The organism is Stieleria maiorica, from assembly GCF_008035925.1.
Lineage (GTDB): Bacteria > Planctomycetota > Planctomycetia > Pirellulales > Pirellulaceae > Stieleria > Stieleria maiorica.
On the sequence record NZ_CP036264.1, the window covers coordinates 592,623 to 611,311 of the forward strand.

Below are 18,689 nucleotides of genomic sequence, written 5' to 3' on the forward strand. Positions count from 1 at the left end.
CCGATTTCGGCGAATCGTAGTGCAACGGCGGCATTTCGGCTATCCTGCCCGCCCTCGGGGCCGTCATTTTCGATGTTCGTTCCCCCCTCGGCGGGCCCGGCATGCCGGCTCGTCTCCGACGCATCCGGCGTGCCGCCGGACGCGGATGCGTCTCACTCAAACGGCAATGATTGCAGGAAGCGTTGGCCGAAGCGTCCATAGTCTTGTCCGTCAACGTCACCGTCTCCGTCGCTGTCGAACGCGTCATCGAACCCCGGCTGCCCTTCGCTCTTCAAGAACGATAGCCCGAACCGTCCATAGTCTTGGCCATCGACATCGCGGTCTCCGTCGCTGTCACCGAACAGTCGGAAAAAACCGTCGGCGGCTTCTTCACCGAAGTGATACAGGCCTCCGGGGGTGCCGTTTCCGTCGGCATCGAAGTTTGTGCCCCCGCCGGCAGAGCGGATCTTGGTGCCGTCGATCGTCAGCTGATAGTTGCCATCGATAAGCGAACCTCCCGTCTCGGCGTACGCCCCGGTGAAGGTCAACGTCGCGGTCGTCTTGCCGCCGCTGTGTTCGAGCGAGACGACGACATCCACCATGCCATCGCTGCCGCGGTGACGAATCGAAAACGCGCCGGGATCCACGTCGACTTGGCCGTCAAATGCGATCGATAGCGACGTCAGCGAAGAATGTTCTGGTGAAGCCCCGTCGCCGAGAGCAATCGGCGCCATTTCCAGCACGTCGACGACGTCCAAGGCCACCGCTTTCTCAAACGCTTGCCCGGTCGTATCGGTGACTTTCAACCGAATGCGATACTCGTCTTGCGATTCATGGTCGACCACTTCGCCCTGTTTGAGCAGCAGTTGGTTTCCGACAATTCTGAATCGTGCATTGTCCCCATCATCGGCGCCGGAAACCAGTTCATAGGAGTGTCCGGTGGGCGTGTCCGAATCGACGGTCGAAAGCTCTGCGATCAGCGTGTCGGAGGCAGACGTGTCAAGATTCTCGACGATCGACGAGCTGGAAAGCACGATGTCGCTCGGTGCGATCGGGTCGTAGATGGACCCGAAATTGACACCTTGAACGACCTGTCCCACCCCGACCGAAACGGAGTGCCAACTGGTCTCGGCGGCAAGCTGGTTCAAGTCAACCGAATACAGACCACCGCCCTGTGGAATCGTCGTCAGGTCGGTTGCGGCAGAGTTGAAGGTGACCGTCGAACCGTCATTGGAGATCCGCACCCAGTCGCTGGTGCCGTCCCCGGATCCGCCCGAGACCGATTGGCTGAGCAACGTCACGGTATCCGTCTCGATCTCATAGAGGTATGCGTCGCTATTGCTGTCCGAATCGTTGTCGACCAAATTGTTGGCCCACGAATTAAACACGACCCATCGTCCGTCGCCACTGATCAACGGGGTGACAGTCGCTTGATCGGGAGACACGCCAGACGAATTGCGTCCCAGCACTTTGAGATCGCCCGTTGTTCGATCTTTCAAGAACACTTGTGGCCCCACGCTGCCGGTCACATCGTCCAGTGTCTTGGCGCGGGAATGGAAAACGATGTACCGTCCGTCGTCGGAAATGCTGACATCGAACGCGTTGTCGTCACTCTGTCCGCCCGCCGAAGAGGTGCTGACGCGTTCGGTGATACCGGTTTGACGGTCCAGCAAAAACGCATCCGAGACTCCATTGGTATCGTCGGGCACCAAGTTGTCAGCCCAACTCCAAAATGCGACGAATCGACCGTCGGCGCTGAGGTGCCCGTCATAGGTGTCTCCTCCGGACGCCTGGCCGCCGTCGGGTGCCAGGTTGAGTCGCTCGGTTGTCCCCAGTTGCAAATCACGGAGAAATAAATCCGCCCGGCCGTTCGTATCGCCGGGAACCAAGTCTGTCGCTCTGGACTGAAAGGTCACATAGCGACCATCGCTGCTGATGCCAAAGCGATAGGCAAAGCTTTCACCATTGCCCGAAGCACCTCCGGTCGACAACGTCGGATCGACCGCACTGACCAACGACGTGGTCCCCATTTGACGGTCACGGACAAATACATCACGCGCGTTGTTGTTGTCATTGGCAACAAAGTTCGTGCCGGCGGACAAGAAGAAAACGTATCGGCCATCAGCGCTGATGGCCGGATGCACACTTCGGTCGTCGCCGACGACCTCATCCGAGGTGACAGAAATCAATTCCAGCTGGCCCGTCGCCGTCTCCAGGACATAGATGTCGGTTTCGGCATTGGTATCTTCGGGCAACAGAGCGTTGAAGGTTGAAAACGCAATGAATGCACCATCATCACTGGCGGCCGAATCATAGAAACGATTGGCACCGTTGTTTTGGCCCGCCACATAGCCATTGTCGGCGACTCGATGGATGTCGAAGGCACCGGTGCTGGGATAGGTTTGCCTCCAACCGGGCGGCAACACCTGAACAACGTCATGAGTCCCCGGCGTCACGTCGTCGAATCGGTAGCGTCCCGTTTCGTCGATTCCCGTCGTCGCCGGATCATCGGTCAGCGTCACGGTGAAGGGCTCGCCGCTGTCCAGCACGCCGTTGTGATTGTCATCCAAGAACACGGTTCGGCCGGCCAACAAGTCTTCGCCCGCATCGATCACGCCGTCTTCATTCGCGTCGTCCCACAGCACACCCTCCACGGACGCCGGCCCGGTGACTTGTTGATAGAAATCCAGATCAACGTGGTCGACACCCGGCGCCGCCCGCACGACGTGTTCACTCAACGGCACCGATGCGGCGCCGATTCCATACGGCGTTTGGAGGGGGTCCACGTCGCGAATCAAGCCTTCCAACATTGACTCCACGCGGATCCGTCCATTGATGACGCGGTAGATCTCTCCCCCCGCCCCGGAGATTCCGGTCGTGCCCGAATTTGTGGGGATGCGTGGTTCGTAAATTCCCGTCGCGGGATCCAAAACGATCGTGCCGCCGCCGGAATGCAAACGCGTCATCAATCGCGTCACGTCAGGTGTTTCGCCCAAGTTGTCTTGGAAGTCGACTCCCGAGGGTCCGGGCGGATTGACAGCGTTCACATCGATCGTCTCGATCGTCTGCAGCGTGTCGACGTCGATTTTGTACAACACATTGCTTGACGCATCGATCGCATACACGGTAGCGTCGATTGCTGCCAAGCCGCCGTATTCACCCGCGGGGAGCTGGACGGAATCGAGAATCGTTCCGTCATCCGGATCAAGTTTCCAGAGCGTCGAATTCGCCGAATAAAACAACCCCGAATCGTCCAACGCCAATCCGGCGAACGTCGTGCTCGTTCCCGGAGCCGGGAATTCACGCAACACCTGGCCGGTGATCGGATCGTACTTGCGAATCGTCGAAACGCCTTGGTCGACTTCCAAGGAGAACAATTCCACGCCATCGGTGTCGGTCAGCGCTTTCAAGCTGGCCGGCTGATCGACCCGCACCGTGTAATCCCCTGGTGCAAGATCCACAAACGAATAGGTCCCGTCGGCGTCGGTCAGGGTTTCGGGTTCTCCGCTGTCGAACCGGCCGTTGCGATTGGAGTCCAAATAAACGCGGACGCCGCCCACAGCGGGCTCACCGTCGTCGGCGGCGCGGTTCTGATTAAAGTCATCGCGTACCGTCCCGGAGATCGTCGTTGCGTCGGATTGGTGCCCCAGGTCGATCCCCGTCGTGGCATCGGTGGCGGTGACTGTCGCGACGATTCCGATATCGACATAGCCCCCTCCGCCCATTCCCGACGTCCCGGGATTGGCCAGCGTGCGGACCAAGTTGTACTGGCTGTCGTAAACATCCACGGCGCCTTGGATGCTGGAGGACCGGACGAATAATTCGCCGCCGACGGCCCCCACACTCCAATCGCCACCATCGGTGCGTGGCAAATCGATCACGGTCGTCATCCGCGCGGTTTGCGGATCGATCACAAACACGCGTGAATCGATGATGGAAAACGCCAGGATCGATTGTCCGTCCGGCGATTCGCTCAGTGAAAGTGACAATTGCGGCAATCCGTTCAGTTCGTTGGCCGAATCGATGTAGCGCGAGATCGGCATCGCCCCATAGAACGTGTTCGCGTCGGCGTCGTAACGGATCAACTGCATTGGCATCGAACCGCCGACGGTCATCAAATAGATCGTCCCGTCGATCACCACTGGCCCCTGCGAAAAGACGGTCGCACCATCTTGCCCAGGCAGCGGCGTTTGATCGATCAGGGTTCCATCCAGCCCGACTTCGAACAGCAGGTCAAGGTTGTTGTCGACCACAATCAATCGTCGCCCATCAAATGCGGCGGTTTGGGCCACGGTCATCGCGATCGTCGTGTCGATCGTGCTGATCCGATCCCCGGTGACCGGGTCGATTTCACGAATCTGCAGGTAGTTGCCGGTGGGACTTTCCGTGTTGCTGACGGCTGAGACACCGAACAGTCGGTCGCGGACGCCGCTGAAATTGGTCGGGCGATGAAGATCGGGCGACTCGGCGCGAATCAGGTGCTGGCCCACCGGGACATCGGCAAACAGGTACGTCCCGTCGGCCGCGCTGACGGTTTGCCGCTCCCCGGGATCGGCAAACCCGTTGGCGTTTTCATCGATAAACACGGTGACGCCGGCCAACGGCGATTCACCGACGTCGCGGATGCCGTTGCCGTTGTCATCGCTGAACTGCACACCGCTGACCGTGCCCACCTCGGGCTGATTTCCAAAATCGATCCCGGTGACCGAATCACCGTGCGTCACCCAGACGGTGTGCTCGGCGGCCAGGTCGACTTCGGCGCCATAGTCGCTGACCGTTCCAGCGACCCCGGAATAGAGGTTGCGATACGTCACCGCCCCGGGCGCGTTGTACGGTTCGGTGGACGTCGTCGCGATCGTCCGCAGAACGAAGCCTTGCGTGGCGAAGGTAAACGATTCACCTCCGGCGGCGGCCAAGTAAGCGTTCCAGGGGAAACTGTGGGCCGGCGTGTGCGGGATGATCAGCCCGGTGCGAAAGTCGACGTTGTACGTTCCCGAACGCATCTCGAGAATGAAACTTTCGCGGTCGACCGCGGCTCCTTGGGTGCGAATGACATATCCGAGTCCGGTGATGTTGTTGATCGCGTGAATGTCAAGCTGCGTGATCAAGCGGCGGCGGCGAAGGTCGAATTGTTCGATCCCCTCGCCGTTGTATTGAGTCATGTAGGCGATGCCTTCGCGGATTTCGATCGCGTCTTTCAACCCCGGCGTGGTGGGAATCGTTTCCAAGACCTCACCGCTGTCCGGATCGATGCGGAACAATTGATTCGACTTGGCCAGATACAGATCGCCTTCGTACATCGTCATGCCGGCGTGGGCTTCGACGGCTCCGGGCGATGGGAACTGATTCACCACCGCCCCCGAATCGGTGTCGATTTCATAGATCGTTGAAACACCGTCGTCGGTCCCCTGCGTGAACAGTCGGGTGATCGGGTCGGCGACGGCAAACCCGTCGTGATCGGCCGGTGCAACCTGACGAACGGTGTATCGATCGGGAATCAATCCGCCGATCGTGTAGTCACCGTTCGGGTCACTGACCGCCGAGGGTTCGCCGGGATCGAATTGCCAGTTTCGGTTCAGGTCGATATACACCGTCACGTCGGCCAGCGCCGGTTCACCCGCATCGATGGTCCCGCTGACGTCCAGATCCCTGGCAACGTTGCCGCTGATCGATCCCAATTCGGCGTGATGGAAATGATTGACATCGGCAACCGATTCACGTTCGGCCAGGGTGACGACAATCCCGTTGTCGCGGTACAGCCCGCCGGCCAGTCCCTGCTGCGCCGGGAATCCGTTTAATGTTCGGTTGATGCCGCCGGAGTTGTTGTAAACGATGATCTGGCCGTCCGTGTTGGTGAACGGCACCGGGTAGGCCACGAACACTTCGTCACCGATTCGCGCCATGCCGCGTTCATAATCCGCGGTGTTGAAATCGTTGACCAATACGGCGGTCTGCGAGTACGGATCGATCTGCAGCCAATGGTTCAGAAACGGCGCCGAGGCGTTCACGCCGACCAGGATGTTTCGCCCGTCGGCCGAAGTCGTGCTGGCTCGCATCAGCGACAGCGTCACGCCCTGTGTTGCCGGTGGATTGGTCAACGTGATCGGGCCGAGGAATTTCCAGTCGCCGGCGGAAATGTAATTTGCGCCCAATCCATCGGGATACAAATCCGTTCGCCACAATTCCATGTTGTCCGTCCTCGAACCGGCAACGATGAACAAAAACCCGCCGATCATCACCGGATTGGACACGCCGAAGACCGGGTAGGGGGCCCCGGTCGCTTCTCGCGGCAGTTTGAACTCCAGGATCTCCGTTCCATCGAACGCCAATTGATTCAGCTCGTGAGCATCGCTGTTGATCAGAACCAGATTCTGTCCGTCGAAGGTGAGCGTGGTCTCGGTTGTGTCTGGATTATCCACAACGAATTCCCCCAACACATCCCCGCTGACCGGGTCGAATTCGAAGAGCGTCAGTTTGTTGTGGTTTCCCAACTGGAAGTGTCGGTCGGAGATGCCGAACAATCGCTCGCGCGACGGGTACGAGGCGCTGGGACGATAATACTCCGGTGAAATCGCGCGGATGGTGAACGTTCCCGGTTGCGTCCCGGTGAGCACGTAGTCGCCATCGGATCCCGATGTCGTCTGTGGCTCGCCGGAATCCGGAAAACCGTTGTCGTTTAAATCGGCAAACACTACGACGCCGCTCAGCGGTGGTTCGCCCGCGTCGCGCACTCCGTTGTCGTTCAAGTCATCAAACTGCGTGCCGGAGATTTGGTAGCCGAGGTAACGTGCGCCGAAATTCAGATCGGTGATCACCTGATTGAGTGCGACCGTTACGTTGTGTGCCGGACTTGTCGCTTCGTGCAACGGCGGCAGCGTTGCACGCAAGACATAGTCGCCAGGAACGACATGCAGCAATTCGTAATGTCCGTCCGCAGCGCTGTATTGGTACGGTTCCCCGACATTGTAGGATTCGCTGTTGTTGAGATCCAAATACACCCGCGCACCGGACACCCCGACTTCTCCGGCATCCCGGACGCCATCGCGATCGACGTCGTCAAAGACATAACCGGAAAGCGTTGTGTCGTTGGCCACCAACGCGAAACTGACGTCTGCCGTGTCGGTGCTGGCCGTGAACGAGACGGACACCGGATTTGGACTGGTGTTCAAGTAACTCGTGGGCTGCGACGCATAGACCACATGGGTTCCCAGGCCGATCGTCGTGAACTCGAACATCCCCGCTTCATCGATCGACGTCGTCCCCGGATCATCGGCCAAGGTCTGCATCGTCGGTTCGCCGGAATCCCATTGACCGTTCTGGTTTTCATCCAGGAACACCGTCCAATCGGCCAGCCCCGATTCACCGGCCGAGCGAATGCCGTCGCCATCGCTGTCGTTGAAAACCGCGCCGCTGATTCGCGTCAAATTCGGAGTGGTCCCGAAATTGGCGATTTCGACACTCGTCCCGCCGGCGATCGTGCGGTCCAAATACGTAGGTGTCGTTGAAAAGAACTCCGGCCGGCTGACCAACTGCACCCGGTGTGATTGGAATTCGAGCGGCGAGAACGAATACCGTCCGGTTTCATCCTCGGGGGTTTGCGGGTCATCGGCCGACGTCACCGCCGTGCGTTCGCCCGCGTCCAATTGGTCGTTTTGGTTATCGTCGATGTACAGCGTCCATCCTGCCAATCCGGGTTCGCCCGCGTCCAGCACGCCGTCTCGGTTCAAGTCGTCATAAACCAGGCCGTTGATCGCCGCCAGGTTTTCCGTCACGCCTAAATCGGCAACTCCTTCAGTCGTCGTGAATTCCAGTGTCACGGACGTAAAGTTGTTGATGTCATCGATCCAACGCACATCGGGCCGGACACGCAAAATGTACTGCCCCAGGGGAAGGCTGCCGAAGCGATAGAATCCGCCTTCGTCCACGCCGGGCGTTTGCGGGTTATCGCTGGCCGCTGTGCCGACCGGCTCATTCGCGTCACGTTGACCATCATTGTCCAAATCGAGATAGACCACCGCCGCGTCGACTCCGCGTTCCCCCGGGTCACGGACACCATCCCCATCGGTGTCAAAGAAGATGTGCCCCGATAGGGCGCGACGAGGGGATCGCTCAACGGGCACGATCTCGCTGGAATGGTCACCATTGCCGAGCCCCGGTCCGCCCAGCGGATTGCCGAGCCCATCGATGATCGTGTCGTTGTCCACCAGCGACAATTGGATGGTGCCATCCAAAGATCCCGAATCGACGAGCACCTGGAACGTTCTGCCGTCGGGAAGTCCGGTGACGGACCGGATCGATGTCCCCACAACGCCGGACCGGAGGATCGAGAAATCTGCGGCATCGACGTTAAACACCGACTCGGAGAAGGTGACTTCGAACAGGATGTCGGAGTAATCCAACAGCGGCGACGGATCGGCGGTGATGGACGAAACGGAGGGGTTGGAAAAATCAACTTGGACCGTGTCCGACCGAGGCGTGGTCGGTGAAACCCCGACGCCGTCGTAAGGGATCGACCGGCCGTTGATGATCGAGTCGTCGTCCTTCAGGAACACGTAAAATTCGCCTTGTCCGGTGACGGAGGCAAGGTCCACCGTGACGGTGTAAACGGTCGGGCCATCGGCAACCGAAGCCATGGAAACTCCCGCCAAATCACCGGAAACGAATTCCAAGTCGAAATCAGACACGTCGACGCCCGTGACACTCTGGTTGAACGTCGCGGTGAACTGCATCTCGCTGGCCGTCCCGCTGGTGAACACCAATGAATCCAACGTCGGCGCGGGCAAATCGATCGTAATCACCGGTGAGACCGCTGCCGAACCGACGCCGTATCCCAGCAGCGGTACATCGCGATCATTCCTGATCGTGTCGTCGTCAATCAGTTCGATCGACAGATCACCTTGTCCGTAAGCAGAGCTCAGGTCGACTGTGACGCTGTACGTCGTCCCGCTTCCGCTTACCGCATCGATCGCCGCACCGCTGATCGAGGACGACAGGATTTGGAAATCGCCGGCATCGACACCGGTGACGTCTTCATTGAAGGTGACCTCGTACTGCAACGAGTCGCCGGTCCAGGGACTCGTCGCCGTGGTCGTCACCGACACCACTTCCGGTGCCGGTGTGGTGACGCCCAGGTCGGCGTCAGTGACAGTCGCCGACGCTACCGTCACCGTGATCGCTTCCCTCCGCTCGCCGCGATAGAGTTCGATCGACCCGGACCGGTTATTGACGCGAACCACGGCGTCACCCGCCGCAGAAACCGCCATCAAGGACGACGTGTTTTGATAGATATTAGTGATCGAAGGATCCTTGGTGCCGTAGATCGGTCCCTCGGTCAAACTGCCATCGGGCGACCGGTACAGAATCTGAATCGCGTCGTCCAATCCCAACGCTGCGAACAAGACGTCCCCATCCGGGCTGAGTTGCAGGTCCATCGGCAGATCACGAACCCCATCGTGATCGAGATCCAACTTGCTGAAGTACGACAGCGTCCCGTCGGCCGCCGCGTGGAAATGCCAGACCAGATCATTCAGCGGTGCCGCGACGTACACGTCACGGTCGTTGTCGGCGATTTCGACCGACCAATTGCTGTAAAGATTGGGGGTGCTTTGTGAGCCGGTCGCCTGGATCTGCGTGATCCCGCCGGTTGCGGGGTCGCGTGTGTAGACCCGCATCAGGACGTTGCCGTAATCGACGGCGTACAGCTTGGTCCCGTCACTGCTGAAGGCAATGTCTTGGACCCGTGCCGGCGTGTCGGTTCTGGCAAGCCCGGTCAACGTCCCTTCATCAGGGTTGATCGCGTACGGCGCGATGTAGCCTCCGCCGAGGTACAGGTGCTTGCCATCGGGCGAGACCTCCAAAGTGTAGGGGCCGATGTCCTGTGCCAAAACCAATTGTTTTCGAACCAACGTGCCGTCACTGGTATTCCGCGCGTACACTGCGACGCGTCTGCTGCTGTCTTCTGACACGTACATGAACGCGCCGTCAGGCGTGAACGCGATGTCACCGGCGTAATTGGTGAATTCGTCGAATTGATCGGCCAAGACTTGAACTTCGGTCAAGGAGTCCGATGCGGTTTGCGGCATTGCCAAGACCGCAATTGAGTTCGTCACGTGATCAAACACGTACAGGTGACGTCCATCGGGACTCAGACGCAGCGACTTGTTGTCAGCCCTGAAGGTTACCTGGTCCGTGTACGTGCTGGCCGTCACGTTTTCCCAGTCGGTGTCCGCCAACGCACTCCACACGGCGGAGTCGACACGCACGGAATACTCGCCCGGATCGACGTTGAAGAGTTGATACCGTCCGGCTTCGTCGTCTTGCACGGTGCCCGGATCGTCGGCATCGGTCACGTCACTCGGCTCGGTCGCGGCGTCGAACTGACCGTTGTCGTTTAGATCCAGATAAACCGTGACCCCGACGACACCGCCTTCGGCCTGGTCACGTACGCCGTTCTCGTTGAAGTCATGCCACAGCGTTCCCGTGATCGTCCCCGTCTTGATGATCGTCACCGCATTTGAACTTGAATCGCCATTGCCGACACCTGGACCGCCCAGCGGTTGCGCCAGTAGGTCGGTGATCGAATCGTTGTCGACCAGTTGCACCGTCAGCGTTCCGTCGCCGCTGCCGGTATTGACGTTGATCGTGTACGTGTCATCGGCCCCGGTCACATCCACGATCGACGCCCCGGTGACGTCGACGGCGTCCAGCTGGAAATCATCGACGTCGACACCCTGGACGGGCTCGTCAAAGGTCACGGTAAACGCGATCACTGCGTCGGTCGTCGTGGTCCCGGCACCGGGCAGCCATCCCTGCACTGACGGAGCGACATTGTCGACCGAAAACGAAATCAAGGACAGGGCTTCGGTTCCGACTCCGCCGAGCGGTGCGCCGAGGGAGTCGACCACCGTATCATCATCATTCAAAATCAACTCGACCTGACTCGACCCCGCCAGTCCGGTCAAGGTGACCGAGTACGTCGACGGCCCACCGGTGACGGTTCCGATCGTCGCTGTCGGGAACTCCGTCAACGTCGCGGCGGTGAAGGACAAGTCGTCGGAATCGAATCCGGTCACCGGTTCATCGAATTCGATGCTGATCGTCGCCGAGGATTCTGTGGTCGGGTCATTGCGATTTGAAGTCGCCGACACCAGCGTCGGCGGCGGGTTGAAGATTCCAAAGTTGAAGGTTGTGTCTTGGGCACCAAATTCAAGCGACGTCAAGTGAGGGATGACGCTGCGATTTCCCTGGTCACGCGTGAAAAGGTGTAGGTTGCGTTCAAACCCGTTGACGGCATACAGGTACCTGCCGTCGGGGCTGACGGCGGTGTCATCGACGCCGCGCATTCCTGGCACGTCGACATCATCGGTTAACACATCCAGCGCCGTGAACGCACCGGTCACCGGGTCGCGGGTCAGGGTGTTCAAATCCGCGTAATCGTCGTCGGCATAGTGCAGCGACGTGCCATCGGGCGACAGTGACGCCCCCGAGGGCGTCGCCGGCATCACGCGTCGTGAATGAACGCTCAATAACCCCGTCTCCGGATCGCGCCGCAACGTGACCAGGTCCTGACCCGTGAAGGTGTCCCAAGCACTGACGATGATGAATTCGCCGTCGGGTGAACTGAGTAACCGCGACGGACGACGCACATCGGGCAGTTCTTGGATCTTGGTCAGCGTGCCATCGATCGGATCGCGATCAAACGCGTTGATGTAGTATTCGGCAAAACTGCCGACATAGACGTGCCGGCCGTCCGGAGAAATCGTCAGTCCCGATGCGTTTTGCAGTCGCGGCGTTTCGGCCCAGTCGTGGAAGGTCTGAAGCAGTGTGACCACGCCCGTGGCCGGATCGACGCCGAACACGCGAAGCGTGCTTTCGGAATAGGACGTCGCGTACAGGTTTTTTCCGTCGGGACTGATCCGCAGATCCAGATTGGCAAAATTGCTGGGGATGGCCGCCGCCAGATCTAGACTTTGCACCTGCGTGAGCGAACCGTCGCCCAAGTCAAATGCATAGGTTTGCAGTCGCTTACTCTGCTTGGAATAGAGGAACAGAAACTCGCCGGTGGGGGAGAACGTCGGCGATTGCGGATCGCCAAAATCGGTCAAGCTGCCCGCAGGATACCAGTGCAATGACTCCAACGTCCCTTCAGAGTGCTGTCGAAACACCGCGATACCGCCCCCATCATCGGTCACCTGCAGCACGACGAAGTTGCCATCCGGTGAAACTTCGACGCCGTAACTGCCGAACACAGTCACCGCCAGCGGGTCGGTGGTGATGGTTTGCTGGTGCGTCAGAAATCCCGTGCCACCGCTGAATTGCCGGGGCGAGGTCTGCAGGTATTGCGACGAGGCGAGATCGATGGCCAGCGTCGCCGGGCCGGTTTGTTCGGTCGTGATCGAATAGGTCCCCGACTCGTCGATGCCGGTCGTTCCCGGATCGTCATCGGCCGTCACGACAAACGGTTCGCCGGCGTCTCGGATGCCGTTCGTGTTTTCATCCAGATAGACGGTGATGCCTCCGATCCCCGGTTCGGCGACATCACCGTATCCGTCGTCATCCAGGTCGTGAAAGATGCGGCCGGTCAACAACGCTGGTTCGACTTGTTGGGCCGCACCGGCGAAGTCTCCGTTGCCCAAACCTGTCCCACCCAGCGGGAGCCCGACGACGTCAATGATGGTGTCATCGTCAACCAGACTGAGCGTCAAGGTTCCCGTGCCGGCGGTGTTGGTGACCACGACCGTGTAGCGATCATCAGCACCGGTGACCGAATCGATCGCGACATCCGACAGTCCGTTGGCAACCACTTGAAAGTCACTTGTGTCGACTTGAGTGACGGGTTCGCTGAACGTTACCTCAAACTCCAGTCGACGGATCGAGGTCGCGGCGTTGACGATGTTTTCGATGGATGCGACGACCGGAGCGAGTCGGTCGACATCGAACACCGGAGAAGAAAACGTGCCGTCGCCGATGGCGGGGCCGCCCAGGTCAAGTCCGTAGGCGTCGTCGATCGATCCGTCGTCCAGCACCGTGACGACCAGCGTGCCCTGCTCGATACCCAGGGAGATCGTCGCGGTGTAATTGCTGCCCGATCCGACCACGTCGGTCACCGTTGCCGAGGTGAGTGAACCGCCCAGTTGCACGTCGTCGGCGTCAAACCCGACCACCGGTTCACTGAAGGTGATCTGGACGTCGATCGTGTCGGCGGTGACCGGAAGGGGACCGTCGTAGTCGATCGAGACACCTTGTGGGGCGACGTTGAACGCTGCGAATTCGGGCAGGTTGGTCGTCGTCCCGGTCGACACGGACGCCTGGACCGTTGCCGCGACCCATGGACCGGCGTTGCGGTCAAAAATGACGACGGCGTCGTCGTAGGCACCGACCACATAGAGAGAGCGCCCGTCATCGGAAAACTCGGCGTCCCACGCGCCATTCAAACCGTCCACGCCGCCGACACCGTCGCGGAACTGCTGTGACAACGTCAACTGCCCGGTCGACGGGTCACGATCAAAGATTTGGATGGCATCGTACAATTCATACATCGCCACGACATGGTGTCCGTCCGGACTGGCCAACACCGAAATTGGACCCGCAACTGAACCGCCGTTGGGATCAGCAGTCGTATGAAGGAACGACAACAAACCGGTTGTGGTGTCGCGATCAAACACGGCGATCTTGTCGCCATAATATCCTGCCGCGTACACGTTCTTGCCGTCGGGGCTGACCGACATGCCGACAACGCCAGAGAGTCCATCGACGCCCGCGTCCGACTGACGAACGGTCTGTTTCAAACTCAACAATCCGCTCGACGCGTCACGATCGTAAACGGTGATCGCCGAACTGCTCGTTCCGGAAACATAAACGTGTCGTTGGTCGGGACTGATTTCGGCGGCAAAGGCGCCATTGGTGCTGCCGACATACTTTCGCGTGTAAGAAACCAGTCCCGTGGACGGATCGCGTGTGAACGCGGTGACCGAATCGTCGCCCACTGCCGCGACGTACAGATGGATGCCGTCGTCGCTGACTTGAACTCCGACGGCTTCGTTAAGCCCATCCACTCCACCGATTCCGTCGGTCAGTTTCCCCAGGAACGTCAACTGACCGGTCAGCGGGTCGCGGTCGAACATCACCAGGGCGTTGTCGAGCGCGGACGCCACGTACAGGTTTTCACCATCCTGTGTGATCGCGATCGACTGGGCGCCCCATAAACCTGACACGCCACCAACGTTGTCGACGACCTGCTGGACGACGGTCAATTGCCCCGTCACGGCATCGCGAGAAAACACCGTGACCGAATCGTCGTTGAAGGACGCAACGTACAAGTAGTTGCCGTCCGGGCTGGTCGTGACCCCGGCGGCTTCATCCAAATAGTTCGCCCCCGACGTCCCATCTTTGATCGACCGGACGAAGTACGTGTTCCCGACCGGTGCGGCGCGGTTCGCCGGGTTGGACAGTTCAAAGCCTGGCGGCGGGATCACAACGATCACGGCATCCCCGGGGGCGACACCCTGGACGCGATAGGTCCCCGCTTCATCGACACCTGTCGTCGCCGGATCATCGGCGAGCGACACTGCAAACGGCTCGTCCGGATCAAGCACACCGTTGGCATTGACATCCACGAAGACCGTGGCGCCGGCAAGCCCGACTTCGCCCAGGTCTGCATAGCCGTCTTCATCCACATCATGAACCAGACGGCCGGCGATGTTCCCCGTTTTTTGAATCGTTACCGGATCCGAAAGCAGGCCACCGTTGCCCGCGCCGACGCCGCCGAGCGGATAGGATGCCGCATTGACGATGCTGTCATCATCCACCAGTCGCAACTGCAGCGTTCCGTCGCCGCTGCCTGTGTCAATCACGACGTTGTACTGTGTCGGTCCGCCGGTCACCTCGACGATCGATGCATCATGGATCCCCGTCGATTCGATCTGGAAATCCTCTGGCCCCACTCCGCTGACCGCTTCGTCAAACGTTGCCGTGAACGTCAGCGTCGGATCCGAGATCGGGCCGGCGACGGCTGAGACGAAATCGGTGACCGAAGGAAACAAATTGCGAATTCCGAAGTCGACGCCGCCGGTTTCGCGATGGGTCGTCGTGATCGCGTGTGGTCGTTCGGTCACGGCGCCGCTGAGCCGCGTCAACCGAGTCAAGCTGTGATCCTGCGACGCGGCGGCAAACAATTCTCGCCCGTCCGGCGACAACTTGATGAACTCGACACCGTTTAACGAATCGTGTGGTGTAACGTCGTTGAGCGTTTGCAACAGCGTCAGCGCGCCGGATTGGGTGTCACGCGAAAAGGCGATGACAGCGTCCGCCGTTGCATCGGCCACATACACAAAACGTCCGTCCGCACTGATTTCCAGATCACGCGGGTTGTTCAATCCGACGCTGGTGCCGGGCAGTTGCGTCCATTGGCCGGCGTCCAAGTGGAACACTCGGATCTTGTCGGATGTGGTGGACTGGCTGGTGGAGTAGGCGAAATCTCCGTCCGGCGAAAAGGCGATGTCGAAAGCGGAGGGGACCGACGCGAAAAACTTGGATTCGACCAGACGGCCGCTTCCCGGCGTGACGGCATAGATGGTCATTGCCGCTTTGAAGAAGGAATGGACAAAGACATACGCCCCGTCTGGCGAGACCTGAACCCTGTCGGGATAGTCCAAGCCTTGGACGCCGTCGACTCCCTGTCGCAGTTCTTGGATCAGCGCTAACGCCCCCGTCGTGGCGTCGATCCGATACACCGAAAGCGTGTCGCTATAAACACCGGCGGTGTAGAGATACTGACCGTCGGGGCTGATCGACGCAGAAAAAATACGGTGAAACGTGCTGTCGTCACTGGTCGCACCGTCGACCGTGCTGGTGACACTCAATTCACCACTGACGCGGTCGCGCTGGACCACATAGATCGTATTGCCCGCCAACAGGTACCCGAACTGTTCATCGGGACGGAAGATCAACAAGGTTGGACTTGCCAGTCCCGAAAACCCTGGTGTGGCGTCCGACCAAGAGGTTTCATAAGCAAACGGGGCACTGACCGATTCACGCGTGAACAGGCTGACCTTGTTACCAAACGGCGAGATCGCATAGAGCTGCTTTCCGTCGTTGGTCACCGTGATGCCGTCAACGCTATACAGGGAATCCGACGTGCTGGAGCCCCCAAAAACAGAATCCGCAAACGTCAGCGTCCCATCATCGACGGCGTACAAAACAGGTGTGGTTTGACGATGTTGAGACGAATCGATACGCAATGAGTACGTCGTTCCCGTCGCAAGGCTGGTCAATTCGTAGGTCCCGGATTCATCGACCTCACTTGTCCCAGGGTCATCGCTCTGGGTGACCGCGGATGGTTCGCCCGCGTCCAGCGTTCCATTCAGATTGGTGTCGGCGTAGACCGTGATACCGGGTTGGCCGAACTCGTCGGAATCGAATAAGCCATCGCCGTTGCCATCGATCCGAACGCGTCCGACGATCCGGGCATCATCGATCACGGCTGCGGACGATTGAAACGATCCGTCACCGGATGCACCGCCGGCGGTGCCGACATCACCGAGCGGGTTGGCAGCCACATCAACGATCGTGTCGTCGTCGATCAGCCGGAGCGCAACGCTTCCCGCCGTACCGCTTACGCTGACATCGATCCGGTAGACACTCGCATCACCCGTTGCGACCACGGCGTCGACCGTTCCCACCGCGCCGCCGGCGTCCATGGTTTGAAAGTCAGTGACATCGACGCCGCTGACCGATTCGTCAAACGTCACGTAGAACGAGAGGGCACGTGCCATCGGAGCGACATCGTTGGACGCCGCAAGGGCGACAACTTGCGGCGGCAGAGAATCGACCAGAAGTGGTGCCGTCCGAGCTGCCACCGCCCCCGTGCCGTTGCCGCCCAATGGAACCGAATTCACGTCAACAATCGTGTCGTCGTCGACCAGTTGCAGTTGCAGATTGCCCGAATAGTTCGGTGTGGATACGGTGACTGTGTAGTCGGTTCCACTGCCGCTGACTGAGGTGATCGCCGCTTGAGGCAAGCCACTGTCAATCAGCTGGAAATCACTCGTGTCGACGCCCGTCACCGCCTCATCAAACACGACGGCAAAGGTGACCGAGTCGGCAGGTTCGGGGCTGACCGACGTCGTTGAAATCTCCGTCACCCGCGGTGAAGCGTCGCTGACCGCAAAGTTGATGTCCGTGACGGTTTGCCCACTGATCGTGGTGACCAACGATGGCACCGGAGTCTGCCCCGTGGCGTTCGTCCAAAAGGTTTGAATTCGATTGCTACGTTGCGAGGCTAGGTAAAGATGCTTGCCATCGGGGCTGATCGCAATGCCCTCGGCGTCCGACAACCCCGACACATCGCTCGGGTCAAAGGTCTGGTCCAACGTCACTGCGCCGCTGGCCGGGTCGCGATGGAATGTCAAAAGTGAATCGGTGTAGCTGGACGTCGCGTAGATCCCGGCTTGATCGGGGCGCATCACCAATTTGTCCAAACGCTTCGTGCCCAGGTTGATCGAACCTTGGACCTGGACATCCCCGTTGACTTCGTCCCGAGTCAACGTCCACAGCCGCCCATTGAAATCGGCGACGTATAGAAACCGCCCGTCGTCGGAGAAGATGACGTCCCGGTTGGACCCCAACGCCAGACTCGTGCCGCTGGGCGTGACGATTCCCGTCACCGGATCGCGGTCCAACAACGTCAGCGGATTACCGCTCGCTTGGGTTGCGACGGCGACCAACGTTCCATCGGGGGAAACTCTCGCCTGAGCCGGAAAATTCAAACCCGTGACACCGTCAACGCCTTCTTTGAAGGTTTGCGACAAGGTCAGTGTGCCGGAGGCAGAATCGACATCATAGATCAACAATGATTTTGTTGTGGTTGACGTCGCCAGCAGTTGTGATCCGTCCGGTGCAAGCGTTAATGCGTTGACCCGGTCCAGGTTGCTGTCCGCGCTGATCGTGATCGTTTGGACGACTGACAGCGTTCCCGCCGAATCGATTTGCAACACGTTGATTGCATCGGAGTACTCCGCCGGAACGTACAGAAAGTTTCCGTCCGATGATGCTACGCTGCGACGAATCCCATACAACTCGGTGTCGTACAATTCCGACTGGTACGCCAGTTGGCCGTCTTGGACACGCCGGGTAAACGTCGTGATCCGTCGCCCTTGGTCCCACCCGACAAACACAAATTGACCGTCGGCGGAGACCTGAATGTCCGACGGCCCGGAGCCGTTGGTTTGGACCGGTCGAATCGCGTCTTCGAACAGGCGTAACGCCATGCCCGTGGCCGGTGAAAACGGCGCGGTCTGCCGCGTGTTCGCCGACAGCTCGATCGTCACGTGATGGGTCTGCTCGCTCAGGTTGTCGATCACGTAGCGGCCGAGTTCGTCCACGCCCGGCGTTCCCGGATCATCGGCCGTGGTTTGCGTGAACGGCTCGCCGGCGTCCCGCGTGCCGTTGCTGTTCAAGTCGGAATAGACCGTGACGCCGGCGATCCCCGTTTCGGCAAGGTTCTGGATGCCATCTTGATTGGTGTCGCCGAAGACCAAACCTTCGATCGACGCCGTCAACAAATGACGCGCTTCCAATGCCTCGTAAAGCATCCGGCGTCGTGATTGAGAAGGCTGTCGCGAGGCGACACGGCGAGACGTTGAGCGTCGGAGCTTGCGTGGGGAGTGCATCATCATGAGCGCACCAGCCACCGAGTCGCCGGGAGGGAAAGC

General features: G+C 59.7%; 1 protein-coding gene. It reads right to left on the bottom strand.

The features are described 5' to 3' along the window. Nucleotides 1-152: 152 nt before the first annotated feature. A complete protein-coding gene (locus Mal15_RS01880; RefSeq protein ID WP_167546584.1) occupies nucleotides 153-18,569 on the bottom strand; it encodes a beta-propeller fold lactonase family protein in 18,417 nt (6,138 codons plus the stop codon). Nucleotides 18,570-18,689: the final 120 nt, after the last annotated feature.